This window comes from Pseudarthrobacter sp. CC12 (assembly GCF_039907755.1).
Taxonomy (GTDB): Bacteria; Actinomycetota; Actinomycetes; order Actinomycetales; family Micrococcaceae; genus Arthrobacter; species Arthrobacter niigatensis.
In genome coordinates this window covers 73,551-95,985 of record NZ_JARDJH010000013.1, presented here as the reverse complement: position 1 = coordinate 95,985, position 22,435 = coordinate 73,551, and the positions used below count along the sequence as shown (strand labels likewise).

The 22,435-nt window shown below is 62.0% G+C and carries 21 protein-coding genes and 1 pseudogene; 9 read left to right on the top strand and 13 right to left on the bottom strand.

Going from position 1 to position 22,435, the window contains the following annotated elements; genetic code table 11:
* Positions 1 to 651: 651 nt before the first annotated feature.
* Both PV772_RS11505 and PV772_RS11500 read right to left on the bottom strand, forming a co-directional pair.
* Complete coding sequence (locus tag PV772_RS11505; RefSeq protein ID WP_347886240.1) at positions 652 to 1,503, bottom strand: LysR family transcriptional regulator; 852 nt, start codon at positions 1,501 to 1,503, stop codon at positions 652 to 654.
* Between the two features lie 122 nt (positions 1,504 to 1,625).
* Positions 1,626 to 2,546 carry an alpha/beta hydrolase gene (locus PV772_RS11500; RefSeq protein WP_347886236.1) on the bottom strand — a complete coding sequence of 307 codons (921 nt, stop codon included), beginning with the start codon at positions 2,544 to 2,546 and terminating at the stop codon, positions 1,626 to 1,628.
* Between the two features lie 63 nt (positions 2,547 to 2,609).
* Between PV772_RS11500 and PV772_RS11495 the strand changes: the two genes are divergently transcribed.
* From PV772_RS11495 to PV772_RS11485, 3 genes are all read left to right on the top strand, one after another.
* On the top strand, positions 2,610 to 3,608 hold the full coding sequence (locus PV772_RS11495; RefSeq protein ID WP_347886235.1) for a LacI family DNA-binding transcriptional regulator: 999 nt from the start codon (positions 2,610 to 2,612) through the stop codon (positions 3,606 to 3,608).
* 249 nt (positions 3,609 to 3,857) lie between these two features.
* A complete protein-coding gene (locus PV772_RS11490) occupies positions 3,858 to 5,066 on the top strand; it encodes an MFS transporter (protein WP_347886234.1) in 1,209 nt (402 codons plus the stop codon).
* Between the two features lie 36 nt (positions 5,067 to 5,102).
* Positions 5,103 to 6,089 carry an alpha/beta hydrolase gene (locus tag PV772_RS11485; RefSeq protein ID WP_347886233.1) on the top strand — a complete coding sequence of 329 codons (987 nt, stop codon included), beginning with the start codon at positions 5,103 to 5,105 and terminating at the stop codon, positions 6,087 to 6,089.
* A 308-nt stretch (positions 6,090 to 6,397) separates the two neighbouring features.
* Here the strand turns inward: PV772_RS11485 and PV772_RS11480 are convergent, their stop codons facing one another.
* The gene (locus PV772_RS11480) at positions 6,398 to 7,042 is read right to left on the bottom strand and encodes an SDR family NAD(P)-dependent oxidoreductase (RefSeq protein ID WP_347886232.1); all 645 of its coding nucleotides are present in this window, start codon (positions 7,040 to 7,042) and stop codon (positions 6,398 to 6,400) included.
* A 57-nt stretch (positions 7,043 to 7,099) separates the two neighbouring features.
* On the opposite strand from PV772_RS11480, the gene PV772_RS11475 reads away from it, so the two are divergent.
* The 3 genes from PV772_RS11475 (at position 7,100) to PV772_RS11465 (ending at position 9,175) form a co-directional block, all read left to right on the top strand.
* Positions 7,100 to 7,453, top strand: a complete 354-nt coding sequence (locus PV772_RS11475) for a MerR family transcriptional regulator (RefSeq protein ID WP_347886231.1) — start codon at positions 7,100 to 7,102, stop codon at positions 7,451 to 7,453.
* Positions 7,454 to 7,492: 39 nt separating this feature from the next.
* Entirely contained in the window at positions 7,493 to 8,050 is a 558-nt protein-coding gene (locus PV772_RS11470) for a hypothetical protein (protein ID WP_347886230.1), read from the top strand.
* A gap of 267 nt (positions 8,051 to 8,317) precedes the next feature.
* Complete coding sequence (locus PV772_RS11465; RefSeq protein WP_347886229.1) at positions 8,318 to 9,175, top strand: LysR family transcriptional regulator; 858 nt, start codon at positions 8,318 to 8,320, stop codon at positions 9,173 to 9,175.
* A 126-nt stretch (positions 9,176 to 9,301) separates the two neighbouring features.
* Here the strand turns inward: PV772_RS11465 and PV772_RS11460 are convergent, their stop codons facing one another.
* From PV772_RS11460 to PV772_RS11425, 8 genes are all read right to left on the bottom strand, one after another.
* Positions 9,302 to 10,111, bottom strand: a complete 810-nt coding sequence (locus PV772_RS11460; RefSeq protein WP_347886228.1) for an ATP-binding cassette domain-containing protein — start codon at positions 10,109 to 10,111, stop codon at positions 9,302 to 9,304.
* Between the two features lie 4 nt (positions 10,112 to 10,115).
* Positions 10,116 to 11,162, bottom strand: coding sequence for an ABC transporter permease (locus PV772_RS11455; protein WP_347886227.1), 1,047 nt, complete (start codon positions 11,160 to 11,162; stop codon positions 10,116 to 10,118).
* Positions 11,163 to 11,222: 60 nt separating this feature from the next.
* Positions 11,223 to 12,242, bottom strand: a complete 1,020-nt coding sequence (locus tag PV772_RS11450; protein WP_307272600.1) for a substrate-binding domain-containing protein — start codon at positions 12,240 to 12,242, stop codon at positions 11,223 to 11,225.
* A 312-nt stretch (positions 12,243 to 12,554) separates the two neighbouring features.
* Positions 12,555 to 12,800, bottom strand: a complete 246-nt coding sequence (locus PV772_RS11445) for a hypothetical protein (protein WP_307272597.1) — start codon at positions 12,798 to 12,800, stop codon at positions 12,555 to 12,557.
* Between the two features lie 202 nt (positions 12,801 to 13,002).
* A complete protein-coding gene (locus PV772_RS11440; RefSeq protein WP_347886226.1) occupies positions 13,003 to 13,896 on the bottom strand; it encodes a LysR family transcriptional regulator in 894 nt (297 codons plus the stop codon).
* Positions 13,897 to 13,995: 99 nt separating this feature from the next.
* Complete coding sequence (locus PV772_RS11435) at positions 13,996 to 14,400, bottom strand: tautomerase family protein (protein WP_347886225.1); 405 nt, start codon at positions 14,398 to 14,400, stop codon at positions 13,996 to 13,998.
* A gap of 30 nt (positions 14,401 to 14,430) precedes the next feature.
* The gene (locus PV772_RS11430) at positions 14,431 to 15,831 is read right to left on the bottom strand and encodes an MFS transporter (protein ID WP_347886224.1); all 1,401 of its coding nucleotides are present in this window, start codon (positions 15,829 to 15,831) and stop codon (positions 14,431 to 14,433) included.
* 47 nt (positions 15,832 to 15,878) lie between these two features.
* Entirely contained in the window at positions 15,879 to 16,838 is a 960-nt protein-coding gene (locus PV772_RS11425; protein ID WP_347886223.1) for a nitronate monooxygenase, read from the bottom strand.
* Positions 16,839 to 17,138: 300 nt separating this feature from the next.
* On the opposite strand from PV772_RS11425, the gene PV772_RS11420 reads away from it, so the two are divergent.
* Positions 17,139 to 18,626 (top strand): CoA-acylating methylmalonate-semialdehyde dehydrogenase, encoded by a 1,488-nt coding sequence (locus tag PV772_RS11420; RefSeq protein WP_347886222.1) that lies wholly within the window; start codon positions 17,139 to 17,141, stop codon positions 18,624 to 18,626.
* Positions 18,627 to 18,799: 173 nt separating this feature from the next.
* Positions 18,800 to 19,915, top strand: a complete 1,116-nt coding sequence (locus PV772_RS11415; protein WP_347886221.1) for a nitronate monooxygenase — start codon at positions 18,800 to 18,802, stop codon at positions 19,913 to 19,915.
* Positions 19,916 to 20,024: 109 nt separating this feature from the next.
* Here PV772_RS11415 and PV772_RS11410 read toward each other — a convergent pair whose 3' ends face one another.
* Positions 20,025 to 21,119 carry a YbfB/YjiJ family MFS transporter gene (locus PV772_RS11410; protein ID WP_347886239.1) on the bottom strand — a complete coding sequence of 365 codons (1,095 nt, stop codon included), beginning with the start codon at positions 21,117 to 21,119 and terminating at the stop codon, positions 20,025 to 20,027.
* 347 nt (positions 21,120 to 21,466) lie between these two features.
* Between PV772_RS11410 and PV772_RS11405 the strand changes: the two are divergent.
* Positions 21,467 to 21,806: pseudogene (locus PV772_RS11405) on the top strand (recombinase family protein); the annotation flags it as partial.
* 282 nt (positions 21,807 to 22,088) lie between these two features.
* On the opposite strand, the gene PV772_RS11400 reads toward PV772_RS11405, so the two are convergent.
* Positions 22,089 to 22,346, bottom strand: a complete 258-nt coding sequence (locus tag PV772_RS11400; protein WP_347886220.1) for a hypothetical protein — start codon at positions 22,344 to 22,346, stop codon at positions 22,089 to 22,091.
* Positions 22,347 to 22,435: the final 89 nt, after the last annotated feature.

The window sequence follows — 22,435 nt, the reverse complement described above, 5'->3', positions numbered from 1 at the left end:
TCACCGGGCAGTTTTACTGGCCACCAGCGGGCACATCAACTGGCCGCCCGTGGGCAGAAACTAATGGCCATTGACATACGGACTCAATGTCCATCGCCGCACTGTATCCATACTTCATCGGTACGGTCCTCAGCCTCGGGTTGGCCGACTTTGATGCAGCAGCATTGAAAGATGCACGGCCTCGTGAACTTACCCAGGCAATTGCGGCTTGGACTACGAGAAACACACATATCGACCGCGTGACGTTACTCGCGGCACGGAGACGATTTGCTGCTGTGGGTTGTTTTTGAACGACCGGACGACGGCCTGCGAGCCCAAAGCTTCGGCACAGAAGGTCAGGGGACCTTCAGAAGGACAGTGACGCAGTAAGGCACGTTTTTCAACTGCTCGGCCTGAACTGGAAGAGCGAATAGACCCCTCCGCCGCAGTTCGCCTCGTCCTTACTGGTAGGCGCGCATATTCCATTTCGAACTATTCGCACCACTTGAAGTCCCCGTTCGTCGTGTTAGAGCACACCCCAACCTGACAGATTTCTCGGCCTGGGCTGCAGAAGCAGTGGGAACGATCTTCGTTTCATTGAAGTCGCCTGCGGCGTGTTTAGGGATCACTTTCAGGGCTTCCCCGCTTAGCAGCGGCAGTAACTGATAGGGCTCAAGGGGTGGCGACTGCTTCCAGGGCTGACTCAGTGAATTGACGAATAAGTGTTCCCGCGTTGCGGGACGCGATGGCGAGGTGTACCGGAATTTGGGGGGCGTCATCAATGCTAATGAATTTGATTGTCGGGTGGCTGATGCGGCGTGCCGCTACTTCCGGAACGATTCCTATGCCCCGGTTCGCCGCGACTGACTCGATCCATTCGTCGAAGCTCGTTGTTTCCACGATGCGTTCCGGACCATCGCCCTGAGGCCAGGACCATGGCCCCGTGGTGCCACTCATTGTGTTCACCACAAGTGGCCACCTCGCGATGTCGTCCCAGGACACACGGCCCTCGTCGGCCAAGCTACTGGCTGTGGAGCACACAGCGATACGGTCCTCGCTGAAAAGCTGGATGAGTCTGATGTCCGCCGCCGGAACGGATGATTCTCCACGCAGGACCGCGATGTCTATCAGGGCCGTCTGCAGTGCCTCGAGTGGATCGGGGCAGCTGACGAATTCGACGGAAGCGGACGCTCGTTCCTCGAATGAGCGGACGACGTTTTGTGCCCAGGGGTCAGGCAGGAGCCAGCTGAAACCAAGCCGGATGCTGGCGCGGCCGCGGACCTTGCTGACGGCCTGGTCGACTGATGTGAGTGCCATGCGCACATCAATCAGGAATTCCTTCCCGGTGCGCGTCAGCGCAACGTGGCGGGTCGAGCGTTCTAGAAGCTGGGTTCCTACCAGGGCCTCAAGCTGACGAATGATCCGGCTAAGTGCCGGCTGTGTCATGAACAGGCCCTCAGCCGCCCTGGTGAAGTTGCCGCATTCCGCGACCATCACAAAGGCACGGAGGTTTCGTAACTCCACTTCCACTACTCGCTCCAGTCAAGCCGTAGACGCATAAGTGGAGTGTACCGGCCCGGACCCGGAGCCCCCGATTCGGCGAACGGAAGGGCCTACGCATCGCGCCAGATGAACTTGGATTGCGGCTACAGGATTTGCGTGAGTGCCTCTACAAGCCCTGCCATCGCTGACCGTGCGGTGGGTGAGACGCCGAGCATGTCGAAGCCGCCGTGGACCAGGCCTCGCGTGTTCAGGTACTGCACAGAAACCCCGGCTTGCTGGAGTTTTTCGGCGTAGAGACGTCCTTCGTCGCGCAAGGGGTCAAGGTCAGCAGTGGCGATCACCGCGGGTGGGAGGCCTGCGAACGTGGCGGAACGGATGGGTGAGACGCTTGGGTCGGATACGTCAGTGTTTTCGGGCAGGTATGTGGTGACGCATTGGATCAGGTCTGCCAGTTCGAGGTGGTATCCCGTGGCGAACAGCGTGCGTGAGGGGTACTCAGCGCTGGTGAGGGCGAGATCCACCACAGGGTAGATGAGGACCTGGGCGGCGAGTCCGGGCTGGTTGTCCCGGCTTTCGTGGGCCAGGATGGCGGCCAGGTTCCCGCCAGCGCTGTCGCCGCCGACCGCTATCTGGCCGGGGTCCCTGCCGAGAGAATCAATGTTGTTGCGTACCCAGCTGAGCGCGTCGCGGGCGTCATTGAGACCGGACGGCCAGAGGTGCTCCGGTGCGAGGCGGTAGTGGGGTGTCACCACGACTGCGTTGGCCGCTGAGGCAAGGGTACGGGCAATGATGTCGGCTGTGTTGAGGCTGCCTGTCATCCACCCGCCGCCGTGGAGCCAGAGCAGGGTCGGTCGAGGGGAGTCATCGGACGTCGGCCTGTAGACGCGTGTTTCCATGCCCTCGATGTAAAACTCTTCGACCTTGGCTACCGGGCAGCGCATGTCGATCGGCGTCAGCCATTCGGCGCTCTGCTCATGGTTTTGACGGGCACTGTTAATGGTCCAGGGCGTTGGCGCTTCCCCGCCGAGAGCCCTTACAACGTACTCAATGTCTGTAGCCATCATGGGAAAGATCCTCACTTAAACGTATCAGCGATTTCTCTTAGAATATCGGCTACTGTTTGTTAAATGGCAAACAGGGCAGGCGTAAAGCGGCAGAGGGTTACGGCGTCCATGGTGGCGGAGCGGGCCGGGGTTTCGGTTGCCACCGTAAGCTACGTCCTCAATGACGCGCCCAATCAGACCATCACGTCGGCGACGCGTGAGCGCGTTCTGGAAGCAGTGCGGGAACTGGACTACGCACCCTCTTCGGCCGCCCGTGCCCTCCGCCTTGGCCGGAACGACGTCGTCCTCCTGATACTTCCGGACTGGCCACCCAGTCTCGCCGTGGCACAACTTACGGACGCTTTAGCCACTGAACTGTCCCGCCAGGGGTTGCGCCTGATTATCGAGCGAGAAGGAGCCGACCCGTCGCGTAGCTGGCGAACAGTGTCACCAGCCGCGGTGTTGAAGTTCGGAGATCTTGACGCCGAGGATGAGGACGCCATGCGTTTGGCAGGGACAGTTGCGGTCGATCGTCTTGTCTTCACAAGTGCTGCGGCAAAGGGCGCACACTTTTCACAGCAGGCGATCGGCGCCGTCCAGGTCCAACATCTCTACGCACAAGGACACCGCCACCTGGCGTACGCCAGCACACCGGAGGCGGCCTTGCAGCCCTTCAATGACCTCAGAAAGCTTGGCGCTGCTGAAGAATGCTCGAGGCTGGGCCTTGACGAACCGGCCGATTGGCGGATGGACATCAATGCGCCCGGCGGGTGGTTCTCTGAGGCGATACGACGCCGAGGCAACATTACTGCCGTCGCGGCCTTCAACGACGAGGTCGCCGCGGCACTCCTTGCAACCGCACGGTCCCAAGGCGTTGAAGTTCCGGTGTCCCTAGCGGTCATCGGCGTTGATGACCAACCGATGTCCCGGTTCATGGACCCCCCCCTGTCATCTGTTTGGCAGAACCCGCATCGCATGGCCCGACACCTGGCAGAAACTGTCCAAGCGGCCTTGGCCAACAACCCGCCGCCGCCGCACCCTGAGGGCTCCACGCTCGACGTCATCAAGCGAAACTCGACCTAAGGCTCTTGCGAAGCCATCACACTTTGCGTATCGTGATCTCAGCCACTTAAGCGAATAAGTAGCATCGCCAAAACTCTATTACTACATCTCCGACTATAACTTATACGTATAAGTTCGGATCAATGAAGATCGGATAGCCTCCCCATGAACATCCTCAATCCTTCCTCTGCAGCGGCGGAGGCGACAGGAGCAGGCGCCGCTCCTGTACTCCTGGCTCCACCCAGTGACCCCCATCTGCCCAGGGTGAGCATGCGCTTTATCTTTGCGTTCGCCTTTGCCTACGCAGGCTTCTGGATTGCATGCTTGATGCCCGGAGTCGTGACCCTTGCACTCAAGGTGCAAAGTCTGGTGGCGCCCGATGCCGCAGCCGGTGCCTTAAGCCTCATAGCCGGCATCGGGGTAGTGTTTCCCCTGGTCGTCATGCCAGTTGTGGGCCGGCTAAGCGACAGAACTACGGCAAGGATTGGTATGCGCCGTCCGTACCTCTTAGTTGGAGCAGCCAGCGTCATCGTTCTTGGTATTGTCATGGCTCTGGCGCCCACTGTTCCCGTACTGCTGGTGGCCTATGGTTTTTACGGCGTGGCGGCGAACTTCATTGGCACGCCGCTTTTGGCTGTCATCTCGGACCGTGTCCCGGTTGAACAACGCGGGGTTGTTTCAGGCCTTGTTGGTCTGACGCTGCCCGTGGCAATGATCGGCGGAACCTTCGTGATCCAGCTGGTTGCCTCCAGCATGTTGCTGATGTTCCTGCTGCCGCCAATCATCGCCGCCCTCGCCGTTATCGTCTTCATCTCACTGGTCCAGGATCGCCGTCTGTCCAAAGAAGCGCCGAAGCCGCAACTTTCAATACGGGAAATCGCCTCATCATTTTGGGTAAATCCCCGTCGGCACCCGGATTTTGCATGGGCTTGGTTCAGCCGGTTGCTCTTTGTCATCGCATTCGGTTTCCTGACCACCTACCAGGCATTCTATTTGCTCAATCACCTCGGTTCCCGACCCGAGGAAGTTCCCCAGCAAATCTTCTTTGCCACTCTTGCGCTGTCGACCACGACAATTGTCACCAGCATGGTTGGCGGCAAGCTGTCCGACTTCCTCCGCCGCCGGAAGGCGTTTGTCCTCACCTCGGCAGCTATTTACGGCATCGCCCTGATCATCGCCTCCTTGGTGACCGGCTTCAATGGATTCCTTTTCGCGATGGGCATCGCCGGCATTGGCTACGGTGCATTCCTCGCAGTTGACCTTGCTCTTGTCACCGATGTCCTTCCCGACAAGGAAAACGCCGGCAAGGACATGGCCGTGTTCAACATGTCCAGCACGCTCGCGAACGCTGTGGCACCGGCGATCGCACCCTTCATTCTCATCCTCAGTGGCAGTTCATATTCAGTGCTGTTCCTTGTCGCCGGGGCTGTCGCGATCGCCGGCGGTATTGCCATCCTGCCCGTCCGCAGCGTGCGTTGATCGCTCGCTTCCCTACTCCACAAATAAGGAATCCCCGTGCCCATTGATCCGGCACTAATCCACCTGCGCCCGTCCTGGACCCACCTTCCAGTCACCATTGACGATCCCCAGCTGTTCAGGAAATCGGTGGCAAGGGCAACTGATGAAGGTTTCGAGAAGTTCACTCTTCCCGGTCCAACCGTATCTAAGCGTAAAGTCGTGCAGATCGGTTCGGGTAATGAAATGTTCAGCGCCATCGTCTATTGGCCGGCAACCGAAGGCCCCCATCCTGTGCATTTGTTTCTTCATGGCGGCGGCTGGACGATTGGCAGCGCGTTCTCCCGCGATTCAGAAGCTGTAAGCCGGAACCGGGCCGTGCAGGGGAACTGCATCGTTGTGAATGTGGACTACCGGAAGGCTCCGGAACACCCTTACCCGGCGCCGGTCCATGATTTGCTTGCCGCCATCGACTGGGTAGCTGATCACTCTACGGAACTTGGGGCGCTGGCTGGAGCGATTACGGTAGGGGGCCAATCCTCGGGGGCAAACATCGTTGCTGCGGCGACGCTCGCCCTGCGCGATGAAGGGCGCAATGATGTCAGCCACCAGATTTTGGAAGTCCCTGTGCTTGACCTGTCCCATACCATTCCCCGCGAACAGGGCGATGAACTGCCGCTGTCCCTATCGGATGTGCATACCTTTAGTGCGATGTACCTGAATGCGGGCGATCCGAACGATCCGCTCGCTTCCCCTCTCCTGGCCACAGATTTGCAGGGACTGCCGCCGACATACATTGCCGTGGCAGAGTACGACGTGCTGCGGATTGATGGGGAGCAATACGCCGCTCGGCTGCGCACCGCAGGAGTGGAAACCCGGCTTTACCTGGGGCGGGGGCATGTGCACATGTCCCCGTCCATGACCCGCCTGCTGCCATCAGCACGGGACTGGCAGGCGGCAACCACCCAGGAACTCCTCCGTGCCAACACCGCCCTGCAGGATGGAACAGGAAGGCTGCTTTCAAACGCGCTCCAGTCCCTGGCCTGACCGCGGGCGCCAAAAGGCTGTCCCGAAGGTTCGAGCTTGGAATCCTTAGGTTCGCTGGGGCGCTGGCAGCAGAGCTCTGCCCCTCCGTCCGGAAGCCCAGTGGGATTGCTGGATACCTCGCCGCAGTAGTCCTCACAGGAAACCATCTGCTGACCCGTTCGGCACGAGCCGCAATCAAAGGAGCCCAGGTTAGATGCCGCAGTTCCAACAAGGTACCGATTGGCGGGGTCAGCAACATGAAATGCACGGCAGCAGTGCTGCAGCTGCAAACATCGTTGCAACTGACCCCGCCAAGCTTGAAAGGCTTGTTAGTGAGTTACGTCGTACTCCCACTCAGCAGGTTCCTGCTGGTGCAACCGCCAGTAATGCTCCGCGATCTCATCCGGATCCCATGGTCCGCCGGGGGCAACGGGCCCTCCGGAAACAGTCACGGTGGCCACATGCAGACCCTTTGGGCCCAGTTCGTTCCCCAGCAATCCGGCCAAAGATCGAAGAGCTGCTTTGCCTAACGAGAGGCTGGTCAGCATGGGTGAGGGCATGGGCATGCCGCCGGTGAAAACTAGGGTGCCCCCGGTGGATGCCATCTTTTCGCCGAGAAGGACCGCCGCGGTCATCCCACCCAGGACATTCGTCTCCCAGGTGGAGAGCAGCTCCTTGCGGTCAAGCTCGCCGGGTTCGTCCATCCGAACGACTGCCGCGTTGTATACCAGGACGTCGGGGATGCCGTGCTGCTGCTCAATGCGGGCGATGGCGCGTGTGAGTTGTTGTTCGTCGCCGGCGTCGGCAAGCTCCCCGACAACCTCGCACCCTGTTGAGGAGAGCTCGGCAATGATCGGGTCCAGGGTCTTCTGTTTCCGGGCGATCAAAGCCACAGAAAAGTTCTCACGTGCGAATCGACGGGCCACAGCAGCGCCGATTCCAGGTCCTGCTCCGATGATGGTGATGTTGTTCATGCTCCGAACCTAAGGGTTCACGCCAGTGTCAAGGTCAAGCAGAGAAAGGGAAAAAGTATGAAAATCGGAGACCTGGCAGCGCAGGCCGGTGTCACCCGACGTCAGATCCGGTACTACGAGGATCAGGGCCTTCTGCAGCCGAGGCGTGACAAGGCCGGGTATCGGGTTTTCCTCGAATCGGACGTGCCGAAGGTAGCAAGAATCCGTGCCCTGCTGGCCACAGGACTGGGCACGGCGGCGATCGGACGAATCCTCACGTGCTCCACTCAGGATGCACCCGAGAAAATCCCGGCGTGCGGCGGAACACTGCAGGAACTCTCTCAACAGCGCACCCGGTTAAAGAGCCAGGCAGCCGATTTGAGGCATGCGATGGCGCGCCTTGAGGCTCTCATTGCCGAAGCATCCGCTTAACTCCACTCTCGAATCCACGCACGGTCGGGAGAGGAACTAATGGACGGACAACTTGGAACTGGGGACCATGGCGGTTCGGTACTGAATGCGGCGAGGGCGGATATGGAGTTCAAGACCTCCCTTCCGGCGCTCCGGCACTACCTCGAGAACCTCCTGGCGGCCTTTGCCCACGCCGTCGTCTCCCGGGACGACCAGTATCTGGACGGGCTGATGAAAGGGGTCACCGTCCGCCTGGAGGGGTGCCTCGCATGTACCGGCAGTCGGCCCGGCGGGGCGCCCATCATCTCCTGGTTCAGCGTTGGCTCAGTCTCGAGGCGGCAGACCGTGACCAACCTGAGTGTTCATTTCGAGGAGGGCTTCGTCCTGTACAGCGCCATCTATCAGGACTGGGAAACGACTCCAGCGCCCCGCTGCATTGCGATGGGCACCTACCGCGGCAGGCTCAAACCCGAACGCCAGGTATGGAGGTGGGTCGAACACTCCGCACAGCGAATCTCGGGGTGCCCACAGTTCTGCCCAGATACGGCCGCTGCCGCAGCCGTACGTTGGAACATCGCACGTCCGGGCACCGACACCTACCCGGCCTCCGTCCCGTGACCGGCTTCAATCCCGGAGTAAGGGCCACGGCACGATCTGATCAGGCACGGGCGCCTCAACAGAAACTCCACATCGAGGCAGCGCCGGGTCTGCTGGACTTCAACTTCAACCAATCCCCCGGGCCGGCGACGGCACGGCGGCTGCAACATCCGTGCCCCTATACCTCGGACCGGTGGGAGCATGCGGTGCCGGCGAGGGCCGCGGAATCCGTGCGGCAACCTGCGAAGGCTGGACCACCAGGCGGCTACCGAGATGAAAGATGTGGACATGGACGTTGAACTTCGTCATCTTAGGGCGTTTGCTGCAGTCGCCAGAGCGCATTCCTACACCGCCGCAAGCAGAAGCCTGCTCATCACTCAGCCGGCTCTGACCAGGGCGGTCCAGCAGCTGGAGGTTGCGACCGGCACCCAGCTTCTGCAGCGCAATTCACGCTCCGTGGAGCTGACGGTTGCCGGCGCGGAGTTTTACGAGAAGGTCCTCGCGATTCTGGGTGATCTTGACCGCACCGTGCAGTCGATGCGCGGCGAGCAGGAGCTCCGGGTCGGCTTCCAATGGGTCCTCCCTGTCCCGTGGGCGACCCAGGCGGTCAGTGAGTTTGAGAGGGCGACGGGGGTAGCTACCAGGCTCCTGCGCCGTGACGACGTCGGGCCCCATTTGGAGCGGGGCGAGCTTGATGTCGCTGTCACCCGGACGAGGCTTAAAGACGATGATCTGGAGCACGCATTGCTCTTCAGCGAGGAACGAGTGGCAGTATTTGCTGCCGGATCAGGATTCGCCCTGAGGCAGGGCACCAGTTGGCAGGAACTCGCGCGTCATCCCCTCGTCATCAACACCGTCAACGGCACGACCCAGCCTGAGCTGTGGCCGCCTGAAGACAGTCCGCAACGCCTCGTCTTGTGCGAGAACTTTGACGAGTGGCTCCACCTGGTAGCCACCGGCAGAGGGGTTGGCGCCCTGCCCCGATCTGCCGCCCGCTCCACCCAGCACCCCGACCTGGAGTTCGCCCGCCTGAGCGGGGCTCCCGACGTACCGGTGTGGCTGGCCATTCAGCCCCGAAAGTGTAGTGCCTTGGTCCGTAAATTTGTCTCCATTGGGGTTGCCGTCGGTGCACAGGAAGGCCTGTAGCTGACACCGGCAGCGGTCCCTCGGCCGGCTTAATAGGGTCAGGCACACCAGGGCCGGATGGCCGGCCCTGATGTGCCTGTTCGTTATCCCTTCGGAGGTTCTAAACCCCACTGCTTGCGGGGCTTGTCAGGCTTGTTGCTCAACTTCCAGTTGCTGCATGCTGGCGCCGCCGGCCATGAGGTCGATCACTTCCGCAGCGTCTTTTTCGCCCCGGGCGAAGGAGGCTACCTGCTTGCCATGGGCGATGACAGCGAAATGGTCCCCGACCCGCAAAGCATGGTGCGCCTGGTGCGTGATCAGGACGACGCCCACTCCGCGGGCCCGGGCGGACTCGATGGCTTTGAGGACCGTTTCCGATTCCCGAACGCCCAAGGCGGAGGTTGGTTCGTCGAGGATCAGGACGTTGGCCCCGAAATGCATTGCCCTGGCGATGACCAGGGCCTGGCGTTCCCCGCCTGACATGGTGCCCACGAGCTGGTCTGCGTCGGCCACCCGCCGGATTCCCAGTGCTGCGATTTCCTGCAGGGCAATTTGTGAGGCTTTCCCGTTGTCCATGCGGCGGAACGGGCCCCATCCCTTCGTGGGTTCGGCGCCGAGGAAGAAATTGCGGGCCACGCTCATCAACGGAATGGTTCCTGCTCCTTGATGGACGGTTGCTATTCCGCGGCCCAGGGCATCGCGGGGGCTTTCGAGCGTGACTGGTGTCCCGTCAATCAGCATCTCGCCCTCGGTCGGGGTGTAGACGCCGGAGAGGATTTTGATCAGTGTGGACTTTCCGGCTCCGTTGTGGCCGAGCAGGCACAGCACCTGTCCTGGCCGGACGGCCAGCGATACATCTGCCACTGCGGTGACGCCGGTGAAGCGTTTGGTGACGCCACGCAGTTCGATCAGGGGGGCATCCGTGGCTGTCACGGGCCCGGTGGGGTTCAATGTCATCAGGTCACCTGCTTGTCAGGGCTAGTTTGCGGAAATAGTTGTTCGCAATGACGGCGACCAGGAGCAGGGCGCCGAGGAACAACTGCGCGTAGTCGGTGTTCCATCCCGTATAGAAGATGCCGATGTTGACGATGCCGTACGTGGCGACGCCTAACAGCACTCCGAGCATGGAGCCGTAGCCGCCTTGCAGCAGGACACCGCCGATGACGGCGGCGATGACCGCGTCGAAAACGAAGGCCCTTCCGCGGGTGACGTCTCCGCCGTTGAACGCAATCGTCTGCATGATGCCGACCAGGGCGGCGCCGAAGGAGGTCCCCATGAAGAGGATGATTTTGATCCGTGCCACCGGGACGCCGGCTTCACTGGCGACCTCCAGCGACCCGCCGGTTGCATAGACCCAGTTCCCGAAGCGGGTCCTGGTCAGGATCCAGGCTGCCACGACGGTGATCCCGATCCACCACAGCAGGGATGACTGGAACGGCCCGATTTTTGATGCGAACAAGGCCTGCATGACCGGGTCAGGTCCCAGGGACACGGCAGTCGTTCCGGACAAGGCTCTCGAGAAGCCCAGTGCGGCGCCGCCGATGACCAGCTGGGTGCCCAGCGTCACGATGAACGACGGGAGCTTGGTCCGGGTCGTCACAATCCCGTTGACCAGGCCGACGAGGAGGCTGAACGCCAGGGCCAGGACAATGGAGATCCACTGGGGAAAACCGTAGGTGCCGCTGCTGATGGCCACGATCATTGATGCGGCCCCGATGGTGGAGCCGATCGAGAGGTCGAATTCGCCGGCGATGAGCAGCAACGCGACAGGAGCGGCGATGATGCCCAGTTCCGCGGCTGTATCAAGCCAGCTGGCGGTGCCCTCCAGGGAAACGAACCCGGCGCCGGAAGCGGTGACCATGAAGAAGGCATAGACGGCGACGGCGCCGACCAGGGCCCCGAACTCAGGGCGTCGAAGTGTCCGGCCGGCAAGGGTGCGCGGACGGGGACCGGCACCGCCTTCGGTGGGCTTAGCGGTCTGTGGTGTGGTCTTTACTGGCGTGGACATCTTGATGCCTCTCGTACGGGTCGGGCACTGATCACCTGGCACGGTGACGGGAACAGGCGGCTACGACGCTCCACGGATGCCCTTGGATTCTTCGTTGACCTTGATGACGTCTGCCACGTTGTCTTTGGTGATGGCGCGGGGCCCGGTGAGGATGGTGCCCACGGGGGCGATACCGTAGCGGACGTACTGCGCTGCCATCTGGACCGAGTAGTAGGACTGGAGGTAGGGCTGGGAGTCCAGAGCGAAAGCCATGGAGCCGGACTGGATGTCTTTGAGGACCTGTGTGGAGACGTCGCCGGTACCGATGGTGATCTTGCGACCCACATTGTCCGAAGCGGTCCTGGCGTTCTGGGCCACGGCACTTCCGAAAACAAAGACTCCGCCGATGCTTTGATCCGCTTTCAGTGCACCCTCAATGGCCTGGGTGACTTTTGTGGGGTTGGTCGAGTCGGCGTAAGGGATGGTGATGGTGGCCGTTGACTTGCCCTGTTCCTTCATGCCGGTCTCCAGTCCCCCACAGGCCTGTTCCAGGAAAGGGTTTCCGGGCACAGGATTGACGCACAGGACCTTGTCGACATTCCGTTCGCCCATTTCCTTGGCGGCTTCCTTGCCGACCGGGCCGGCCTCCAGGCCTACGTAAGCGAGAGCACCAAGTTCCTGCCAGTTATCGGCTCCGGTGTTGTGGACGATGACGGGGATGCCTGCATCCGCCGCTTCCTTGATGACGGGGTTCTCCGCATCGGGGAAGAAGTTCGCCACCACGATGGCGTCCGGCTTCTTGTTGATGGCATCGCGGATGAGCCTGGCCAAGGTGGGTCCTGACCCTTCTTTGGACGACGAGGGGCTCAGGTACTGGGTGGTGACACCAAGCTGCTTGGCTGCGTCGTCGGTTCCGCGTTTCAAGGCGCTGAAGAACGGGTCGTCCAAGGGACCCGAAACCACAATGATGTTGACGTCCTTCTCGCCGCCGGCGGAATTGTTGGCGTTGTTGTTGCTGGGGGCGCATGCCGCACTGGTGACAGCGATGGATGCGGCAATGAGTACGGCCGCGGACTTGCGGGACCTTAAAAGACGAAACACTGATGCTCCTTTGATGCGGGAATGGGAGATGCCCGGCAAGAACGGCCAGGGGTCCCGAAGAGAGATGCAAATTTGACGTTAGCTGGATCACATTGCCGTGAGAAATGCCTGTTTTGGCGCAGCTATGCGTCCCGGACATCGATTCTCTTGGGCATGTTTACGAACAGTGGAGCGGCACAGGAACCGGCACTGCACGTGTGGCGGCAAGCTATGTGGCTGTGCAGCTGGCGACAACAACCGCGTCATCAAGCCCCGGTCAAACAATGGCATGCACGGGCGCTCCCTCACATCACAGTGTGGGAAAAGTGTTTGTCAGTGGGTTGTTTGCGCGGCCGGATGCGGCCAGTGTTCCTGCTCCATGGTCAGTCCAAAGGGAACGGTGCTGTCCAAAACGACCGTGAATACGTTGTAGTCGTGCCGGGTGACGAGGATGCCTTCGCCCCGTCCGGACGTTATCGCTCGTTGCCTGGCGGCGGACACCGCGTCGTCGAGTCGTTGTTCCAGCTCGGAACGGCTGGATGCGGTGATAGTTATTGGGGTGTCAGATGTTGGCGTCATTGTTCTGTCCCGTTTGGGGGTTGGGGCTGCACTGCTGGGTGCAGGCGGTCTGACCGGCGGCGCTGAAGGGCCCCGGTTGGGGATGTTCCACTGTTGCCCTCGTGCGGTTGCGCGCTCATTCGTCAGAGGAATGGCCGCGGCGTGTTTGGGGCCATGAAGTACTGCAGCAGGAAGGCGCTGCAGTTTGCCTGCCGAGGCAGGATCAGCGGGAGGCGGGTTCCCTGTCGGCGGACTTGGAGGTCGCTTCGACCTGCTCCAGGAAGCGTGCCATGGCTGGCGAGAGGGTTGCGTCCGTCCTTCGGATGAACGCGGTCTGCGACCGGGCGATGCCCTCATCAAGCGGGTGCATGGCCACCTGGTCACGGGAAGCCCAGCCGGATACAACTTTCCGCGGCAGCAGGGTGATGCCCATTCCGGCCGCAACGCAGCCGAGGATGCCTTCGAGTGTTCCGAATTCCATCACGGCGGGGGCGTTGACCCCCTGTGAGCCCATGAGTGTCAGCAGGCGCCCCCGGTAGGAGCAGCCGGAGCGGAATACCAGGACTTTTTGTCCGCTGACGAGGGCGCTCTCCGGGCTGATCTCGTGCCGGGACGTCACCAGGACGAGTTCTTCGGTGAAGACGACGGCTTCCTGAAGCTCGGGGTGGCCGACAGGGCCTGCGACGAAGGCTCCGTCCAAGCGGTGGTCGAGGACGCCCTGGACCAGGTCGTCGGTTGGTCCGGTCTCCAGCAGCAGGTCAACCTGGGGGCAGTCAAAGGTGTAGGCGGCCAGCAGGCCGGGCAGGCGCCACCCGGCGGTTGTTTCCATGGCTCCAATGGCCAGCCGGCCCCGGGGGTCTTCGACATCGCCGATGAGGTCGACCCCCTCCCTCATCAGTTGCACGACCCTTTCGGCATAAGGAAGGAATTTCTCGCCTGCACTGGTGAGCGTTACTCCGCGGGCATGCCGCAAAAACAGGGGGACGCCGACTTCGTTTTCAAGGGCGCGGATGCGCGAGCTGATGTTGGACTGGACTGTGCGCAGTTCCTCTGAAGCCCGGGTCATGCCCTTGGCGCGTGCTACCGCGAGGAAGTACTGCAGATCGGTTGTTTCCATAACATCTCCTGCCCTGATTGTTCCATCATCGCTCATCTGTAGCGGCGATGGCGAATGGCGGCCCAGCTGCACCGACTCGGCTGGCCCGCCTTGGCCCCTCTAGGAGGCTGGTACCGCCAGTTCACCGGTCATGTACTGGGCACGTCCAAACCCGAAGGACCAGTCGGCGGCGGTGTTTTCGGTGATGCCGACGAAAACATCCTCGGCGGGCACGCCCACCTGGCCCAGCTTGTCGGTCAGGAGTGCAAACAGTTGCTGTTTCACCTCGGGGGTACGGCCGGCCTGGGTGAAGATGTGGATCATCACCAGCTGCCGGGTTCGTTCGAAGCCCAAGCCTGCGTCGAGAGCGATGATCTCGTCGGGCTTGTGGGAAGTGAGGATCTGGAAGCGGTCCCCTTCGGGAATGCCGAGGATTTCCACGATGGCTTCGTGTATGGCGTCGGCCACTTTCCGGATCTGTTCGGGGGACCGGTGTTCGATCAGGTCGATTCGTACGAGGGGCACAATGTCCCGCCTTTCCTGTCGGTGGTTTTGCTACTGGGCTGAGTCTATGACGCCTGCGGCGGGGCTTGTCGGGATGGGGTGTTCTTCGAACCGCAGTCCGGCGCGACGGGCCACTTCGCTGTGGGCACCCTTGCGCAGGACGATAAAGAAGACGATGAACGTCAAGGTAGTGAGGACCACCGGGTAGAGAAGTCCGCCCAGCTGATTGCCTTGCGATGATGCGCTGAGTGCGATCAGCGGTGTGAAGCCGCCAAAGACACCGGTACCCAGGTGGTAGGACAGGGACACCCCGGTGTAGCGGATTTGCGCGGGGAAGAGTTCGACGAGGAAGGCTGCCGTGGGTCCGTAGATCATGGCAACGAAGACGATCTGTACGGTGATCGCTGCGACGATCTGAACGTAATCCCTTGCCTGGGCAGCGGATTGGATCCAGGCGAAGAGTGGCACGTACCCCAGTGCGGACAGGGCCAGTCCCCCGAGGATGAGGGGAGGGCGGCCGAAGCTGTCTGAGAGCCGTCCGAAAATGATGAAGAACGGGGTGCCGAGCACCAAGGCCACGCCGACGCAGATGTTCGCGCTCAGGAAATCGACCTTCAGGACGGTTTGGAGGAAGTAGAGCGTGTAGAACTGGCTGGTGTACCAGGCAACCCCGAGGCCGGCGGTTACTCCGAACAGGGCGGCCAGCAGAAGAAGAACGCTGCGAGGGTTGGCAACGGTGTCCCGGATCGGGGACTGGGACAGCCGGCCGGATTCGCGCATCTGCGTGAACACCGGGGACTCGTGCATTTTCAGGCGTACCTTCAAGGAGAAGACGACGAGCACGGCCGAGAGCAGGAACGGGACTCGCCATCCCCAGGCGTTGAATGCTTCTTCTCCCATTACCAGCCGGCACAGCACGATCACGGTGATGGACAGGAGCAGACCCACCGTCGCGGTGGTCTGCAGGACGCTCGTGTAGGTGCCGCGCCTGTTCGCCGGCGAGTGTTCGGCGATATAGATGGCTGCTCCGCCGTACTCCCCTCCGATGGCGAGGCCTTGGACGAGGCGGAGCAGGACGAGCAGGACGGGTGCGAACAGGCCAATGGTGGAGAAGCTGGGGAGCAGTCCGATGGCGCTTGTTGCCCCGCCCATCAGGATGAGGGTTGCGAGGAAGGTCTTCTTGCGGCCGATCCGGTCCCCCATCCGGCCGAATAGGACCGCGCCGATCGGGCGGACGACAAAGCCGGTGCCGAAGGCGGCGATGCTGATCAGGAGGGCGGCCAGGGGGTTGCCTTCCGGGAAGAACATTCCAGAGAAGACCACTGCCAGGCTGCCGTAAATGTAGAAGTCGTACCACTCAATCAAGGTGCCGACACTGGATGCGGTGATGATTTTGCGCAGCGTGCCAGGTGCAGCCACGGCTTCGCCGGGCGCTTGGGGAGTCTGTTTCAAAGTGGTCCTTAGCTTTTTGGGGGATGCCGGTTCGGGTGACCTGCCATTCACGCCATAAGACGCTGTCCTGCCTCCTTGACCATCTGTTCGACTACCTCGGCAGCAGGCAGTATTTCGTTGATTTGTCCCACGACTTCGCCCACGATGAGGTTGGCGATCGTGTAGTCCTGATTGTCGACGGCGGCTTTGAAGGTTTCCTGGGCTCCGCCCAGGGTCTGGCTGAGGGCCGGCTCCTGCCCGTGCCAGCGGCTGACGAAGTCGTTACGCAGCACCCTGCCGCTGTATTCCTTGGGCCATGCTTTTTCGCGGACCAGGTCGTAGACCGAGGACCGGACGGTATCGTCTCCGCTGGCTCTAAGCGCGGTGGCATGGGCTTTGCGGGAAATCGCGGCTTCGTGGGTGGCGTAGAAGCGCGTGCCGACCAGGACACCGTCCGCTCCGAGAGCCAGAGCTGCGGCGAGACCGCGGCCATCCCCGACGCCGCCCGCGGCAAGCAGAAGCGTTTCCGGCGCCGTGGCACTGATCAGATCGGCGACCTCCGGGACCAGGGTGAACGTGGACCTTGTCCCCAGACCATGGCCGCCGGCCTCGGCGCCCTGGGCCGACAGCGCGTCAACCCCCAACTCCAGCGCCTTCCGGGCCTGTTCAACATTGTGAACCTGGCAGATCAGGGGGACGCCGGCATCGCGAACCTTCGCAACGTAAGGGGACGCGTCACCGAAGGAGAGAAAGATGGCTTTGGGTTTCCTCTCCAGGGCGATGTCCAAAAGCTCCGGTTCCTTGCCAAGGGCCCAGGTGATGAACCCGCATCCCACCGTTTCCGGCTCGACCCGGTCGAACTGGTCGATAAGCCATTGACGGTCGCCGTAACCGCCCCCGATCAGGCCAAGGCCCCCGGCCCCTGATACCGCAGCGGCCAGGGATGCGTCCGAAACGTAGTCCATGGGTGCCAGGACGACTGGATGTTTGATGTCCAAGACCTCTGTCAGGCGAGTCTGTAAAAGCAAAGCAAAAACCTCCCTAGTAACGGCAGGCCACTAACCGCCTGAACCTTTTGAGACGACGCTAGTGGGACGCATCACATCAATCCAACAGTTTGTTCTGATGCAAGCTATCTCTGACTGAGAACGCTCCGGCAAACGGAGGAGCTGATCGGAGCCGACGCCCCCGTGAGGCGACCGTTCTACTTTTCTGATGGGTCACATCAGAACAAACTGTTGGCGCGATAGCTGGGGCGCGGGCTAGCGTTTACGGACATCGAGTGCCGCACTCACGGCATTACTTCGCCGAGGCCCTGAAGGAGCATTGTGAAGACTATTGAGCACTGGATCGGCGGTGAGTACGTCCCGGCTGGGGACCTGACTGCTCCCGTGACCAACCCGGCAACCGGGAAAGTAACCGGGCAGGTGGCACTGGCGACGCTGGGGGAAGCGAATACGGCCATCGCGTCCGCCAAGGCTGCGTTCCCTGCATGGCGGGACACCTCGCTGACAAAGCGCACGCAGATCCTGTTCGCCTTCCGGGAATTACTGAATTCCCGTAAGAAGGAGCTCGCCGCCATCATCACCGCCGAACACGGCAAAGTTCTCGACGATGCCTTGGGCGAGGTTACCCGCGGCCAGGAAGTCGTGGAGTTCGCCTGCGGCATCCCGCACCTGATCAAGGGCAGCTACACCGAAAACGCCTCCACCAAGGTCGACATCCACTCGATCCGGCAACCCCTGGGGCCCGTCGCGGTCATCAGCCCGTTCAATTTCCCGGCCATGGTGCCCATGTGGTTCTTCCCGATAGCCATCGCTGCCGGCAACACCGTTGTGATCAAGCCCAGCGAAAAGGATCCCACCGCCCTGAACTGGGTGGCCGAACTGTGGAAAGAAGCCGGCCTGCCGGACGGCGTCTTCAACGTCCTGCACGGAGACAAGGTCGCAGTTGACGCGCTGCTGCATCACCCCGACATCAAGGCCGTCTCCTTCGTCGGATCCACCCCGATCGCCAAATACGTCTATGAAACAGCTACCGCCAATGGCAAGCGGGTCCAGGCCCTGGGCGGGGCAAAGAACCACATGATCGTGCTGCCCGACGCCGATCTTGACCTCGCCGCCGACGCTGCCATCAACGCAGGCTTCGGCTCAGCAGGCGAACGCTGCATGGCCATCTCGGCGCTCCTGGCCGTCGGCGATATCGCCGACCCACTTGTTGAGAAGATCGCTGAACGGGCCCGCGGTCTGCGCACAGGCGACGGTACCCGCGGATGCGACATGGGTCCCCTGGTCACCTCCCAGCACCGTGACAAGGTTGCCGGCTACATTGACGCCGGAGAAGAAGCAGGCGCCACACTCGTTGTCGACGGCCGCAACATCAGCCCGGACTCCGAAGGCGAGGGCTTCTTCGTAGGGCCCACCCTGTTCGATAACGTCAGCACCGACATGCCCATCTACACGGACGAAATCTTCGGGCCCGTGCTCTCCGTGGTCCGGGTCGACAGCTACGACGAAGCCCTGGCGACCATCAACGCCAACCCTTACGGCAACGGCACCGCCATCTTCACCAACGACGGCGGAGCGGCCCGGCGCTTCGAGAACGAAGTAGAGGTGGGAATGGTAGGCATCAACGTCCCCGTTCCGGTACCCATGGCCTACTACTCATTCGGCGGCTGGAAGAATTCCCTGTTCGGTGACACCCACGCCCACGGTTCCGAGGGCGTTGGCTTCTTCACCCGCGGCAAGGCCGTCACCACCCGCTGGCTGGACCCCAGCCACGGCGGCCTCAACCTCGGATTCCCGCAAAACGACTGATCAGGAACTTCCCTCTGTCCCCAGCGGGGCGGCACCATCAAGGTGATGGGGCCGTCCCGCTGAGCCCGTTCCACCACCGGTCAACACGGCAACGACCCTGCCATGATGGCCATACCGGCACGTCACCCGCGAAGGCAGTCCCCACGCCACCGAGAAGGCAGGAAAGACACCCCATGTCCAACAAGAATCCAAGTACCCCCGATACTACGAAGGACGCTTCCAGCGACGAGCCAAAAACTGAACTGCGCGCCACCGGTGTTCTGGCCAGCTTGGGAGCCACGGTGCCGCTGATTGCTGCCCCTATGGCCGGCGGACCCAGTACTCCGGCCCTCGTGGCAGCGGCCGCATCAACAGGAGCCTTCGGGTTCCTTGCTGCAGGATACAAAATCGTCGACGCGCTCTCGCAGCAGATCTCTGAAGTAAGGGCAGGGACAGAACTGTTCGGGGTCAATCTCTTTGCGCCCAACCCCGTTCCAGTCCAGCGCCAGGCATTCACCGACTACACAAAAGCTCTCGCTGAAGCGGCTTCCCGCTACGGACTGGACCTAAGCGCCGTGGAGCCCACAGAAGACGACGATGACTTCGACGACAAAGTCGAGCTCCTTGTTGCCGACCCGGTCCCCGTGGTCAGCTTCACCTTCGGTCTGCCCACAGCGGAGACAGTGCAGCGCCTGCAAAAGGCCGGCACCCAGGTATTTCAGACCGTCACCAATCCAGACGAAGCAGAACAAGCCCACGCGCTCGGCGTCAACGGACTCATCGTCCAGTCGTACCAAGCCGGCGGCCACTCCGGCACATTGACCCCGCACACCCCGGTGAAGGAAATTCCGCTCACGGAACTCCTGGCCGGCGTACGTGCAAAGGTCCGCCTTCCCCTGTGGGCTGCAGGAGGAATCTCCACCCATGACGGAGTCCGGGAGGTACTCACGGCCGGGGCAGAAGCGGCCGTCGTCGGCACCGTCCTGCTCCGTTCCCTCGAAAGCGGCGCCTCCGAAACCTACAAGAACGCCCTGGCCGATCCCATCAGGACCGAAACAATACTGACGACCGCTTTCTCCGGACGGCCGGCCCGTGCCCTGCGGAACGAATTCGTCAGCCAGTTCCACACCCTTGCCCCGGCAGGCTACCCCGCACTGCACCACCTCACCAGCCCGATGCGCAAGGCGGCGGCCGCCGCCGGAGATGCCGAAGGGATCAACATCTGGGCAGGGACCGGATACCGCGACGCCACAACCGAACCGGCTGCCACCATCCTGAACCGGCTGATCGGCAGGAACAGGACACCCTAAGCGGGAAGCTGACGATGGTCCTGGATCGCCCTCGGTGAAACCCGATGAGCGATCCAGGACAAACGTGTGTGGTCAACGACCAGGCGTTCCCGGTGATCCACGCGGGGTTTTAGCGGACGGGCTGTGGACTCAGCTCGTGCGGGAAGCGGCGACACATGAGGGCGGCCGCCACCGCGGCAGCGAACACCAGGATGCTGCCCAAAATCATTGCCTTGCTGTAACCGCTGCCCAACAACGGGGCAGCCACGACCGGGCCGAATATTTGGCCGACACTGTAGCCGGCCGTCAGCAGCCCCACCGCGCGCGGAGTCTGCAGATGGTCCCCGATAGCCAGGGTCAACGAACTCACACCCATAAACGTGGCACCGAACAGCCCAGCAGCGACCAGTGCGACCGCGGTCCCTCCGAACAGGGCCGGCAAAGCAATGCTGACGGCCTGAACGGCCAAAGACACCAACAACAACGTCGGACGCGTCCATTTGCGCCCCAGACGTGTCCACAACACGCAGGACGGTATCGCGGTCGCACCAACCACAATCCACACCAGCGATCCGATCGCTGCGGAACCGCCGACCTGTACCGCTGCGACGAGGAACGTTCCGGCGATGATGTAACCAACGCCCTCCAAGGTGTAACTCGTCCACAGCGCGACGAACCATTTGCCCGTCCGTGGCCGCGATGTCGAGGAAGAGACCGTGGCCTTAGGCTTCGCGGCGGGAAGGTTCCAGGCTGCAGCGGCCAGCAGGCACGTTACCGCCGCACTGATCCACCACGTCATCTGCCACGTCGCCGCAGTCCGTACAACGGCAATCATGACCCCGGACAACAAGATGCCGGCGCCTACCCCGCCGAATCCCCAGCCGGCCAGATGACGGGTATGGGCTGCAAGGCCTGACAACATCGAGGACACGGCGACGACAAACACGATCGAGCTCGACACTCCCGCCACGAGCCGCAGAACAAACCAGAAGATGCTGGCATCCGTGGCCGGCATTAGCGCCAAGGAACCAATGAGCACCACCAGAGCTGCCCGTACAGCGAGGCGGGAACGAGAGACGCTGGGAATGCCAATGCCTATGAGCGCCCCCAGAAGGTATCCGATGTAGTTGGCTGACGCCAGATCCGCTCCCGTCTGCGCAGATACCCCTGCCTGGGCCTGCATCAAAGGAAGAATCGGTGTGAAGACGAATCGCCCAATGCACATCGCCGCGGCCAACGCACAACCCGCCTGAAGAACAAGCCACAGATGGGAACGGCTGTCAGCCTTTGGCTGACGCGCCGCGAAGGACGGCGCCCGCCGGACGGTTAGGTCTTAACTGCCGAGGTTTCGGTAGGACCACATCGTGGACGAGCGCGGGGTGCTTCCCTGGAGCCGCGGGAGTTCTGCACCCGGATGGCCCGTGGCATCGAGTACGAGCTGGCCTCGGTCGCTGTGGTGCCAGTCTCCCAGCTCGTGGCGTCACGGGCACTCAAGTACCAGGCCGTTCACATACAGCGCGGCCACGTTCACCCCCTGTGCCTGCGCCATGGCGGGCGCGAACGCGGTGGTCTTTGGTGCAGGGCCGGTCCCGCAGAAGCGTGCGCGTGGGTTCGTCAATGAAAACCTGTTCTTCGTCGGCGAAGACTCCCCCATGGCCAACCTCATGCTCTCAGTCAGGGGTGCCTTCGCCGAATTCGAGCGGGCCCTCCTCAGGGAACGCCAGCGCGAAGGGATCGCCTTGACCAACAGCGCGGCGCTTATCAGGGACGGGAAAATATCGTCACCCCGGAACGCGCTGCCGAGCTAGTCCAGCGTTCCCTCGCCGGCGTTCCGAAAACCGTTCTGGCCAGTGATTACGGCATCAGCCGCGAGACCGTGTACCAGTACGTGCGGCAGTCCACGCTGTCGTAAGCGTCGAGCAACTCTGGCCGTAGCAGGGCGCTTCGCGGGCGAATAATGCAGCGCCTATTCCGGTACTCGGTTGCCCGGCGATGACCCCTGACCAAGCGAGGAAAGCCCGGCGCCGGCCCCGTCCTTCGGGTACGTGTTGCGGTACCGCGTGCCAGCGCCGGGAGAATAGCCGTTCTTGCTGCCATCTCGAGGACGTACTCTCCGCCTCAGCCCGAACTCTCACCCGGTACAAAGATCGGCCAGCGGCCCGGGCTGGGCGCGTGACGGCCCGCCACACCCCGTTTAGATTGCGGAGTCCAGAAAAGTGGTGTATCCCTCTATCCGGTGGAACAGACGGCGCTCGGCGCCGTTGTCTTGGATGAGCCACAGGTAGCGGCCGTCTTCGGAGATTTCGTCGACGCGTCCCACAATCCGCGGATTCCGCCTATCCGACGTCAGCAGCACGATGGTGTCCCCGTTGCTCAGCTGATCCCAGGTGGCCACTTCTCTGCGAAGGGAACCGGGGGGAATGGGATAGGTGCGCGGATTCGAGATGTACATGTGCCGTAGCCTTCGCCGATTACAAGACTTGACCTTCTGGCCTGCCCAGACGTCTTTCCGAGCCAATGCTCTATCGTTCCCATTAGAGC

Coding starts and splice junctions, on each gene's coding strand:
- PV772_RS11470 (WP_347886230.1), top strand. CDS start 7,493: ATGGACGGACAACTTGGAACTGGGGACCATGGCGGTTCGGTACTGAAT.
- PV772_RS11495 (WP_347886235.1), top strand. CDS start 2,610: ATGGCAAACAGGGCAGGCGTAAAGCGGCAGAGGGTTACGGCGTCCATG.
- PV772_RS11490 (WP_347886234.1), top strand. CDS start 3,858: ATGCGCTTTATCTTTGCGTTCGCCTTTGCCTACGCAGGCTTCTGGATT.
- PV772_RS11440 (WP_347886226.1), bottom strand. CDS start 13,896: ATGGAAACAACCGATCTGCAGTACTTCCTCGCGGTAGCACGCGCCAAG.
- PV772_RS11460 (WP_347886228.1), bottom strand. CDS start 10,111: ATGACATTGAACCCCACCGGGCCCGTGACAGCCACGGATGCCCCCCTG.
- PV772_RS11445 (WP_307272597.1), bottom strand. CDS start 12,800: ATGACGCCAACATCTGACACCCCAATAACTATCACCGCATCCAGCCGT.
- PV772_RS11410 (WP_347886239.1), bottom strand. CDS start 21,119: ATGTGCATTGGGCGATTCGTCTTCACACCGATTCTTCCTTTGATGCAG.
- PV772_RS11500 (WP_347886236.1), bottom strand. CDS start 2,546: ATGATGGCTACAGACATTGAGTACGTTGTAAGGGCTCTCGGCGGGGAA.
- PV772_RS11475 (WP_347886231.1), top strand. CDS start 7,100: ATGAAAATCGGAGACCTGGCAGCGCAGGCCGGTGTCACCCGACGTCAG.
- PV772_RS11480 (WP_347886232.1), bottom strand. CDS start 7,042: ATGAACAACATCACCATCATCGGAGCAGGACCTGGAATCGGCGCTGCT.
- PV772_RS11455 (WP_347886227.1), bottom strand. CDS start 11,162: ATGTCCACGCCAGTAAAGACCACACCACAGACCGCTAAGCCCACCGAA.
- PV772_RS11400 (WP_347886220.1), bottom strand. CDS start 22,346: ATGTACATCTCGAATCCGCGCACCTATCCCATTCCCCCCGGTTCCCTT.
- PV772_RS11465 (WP_347886229.1), top strand. CDS start 8,318: ATGGACGTTGAACTTCGTCATCTTAGGGCGTTTGCTGCAGTCGCCAGA.
- PV772_RS11415 (WP_347886221.1), top strand. CDS start 18,800: ATGTCCAACAAGAATCCAAGTACCCCCGATACTACGAAGGACGCTTCC.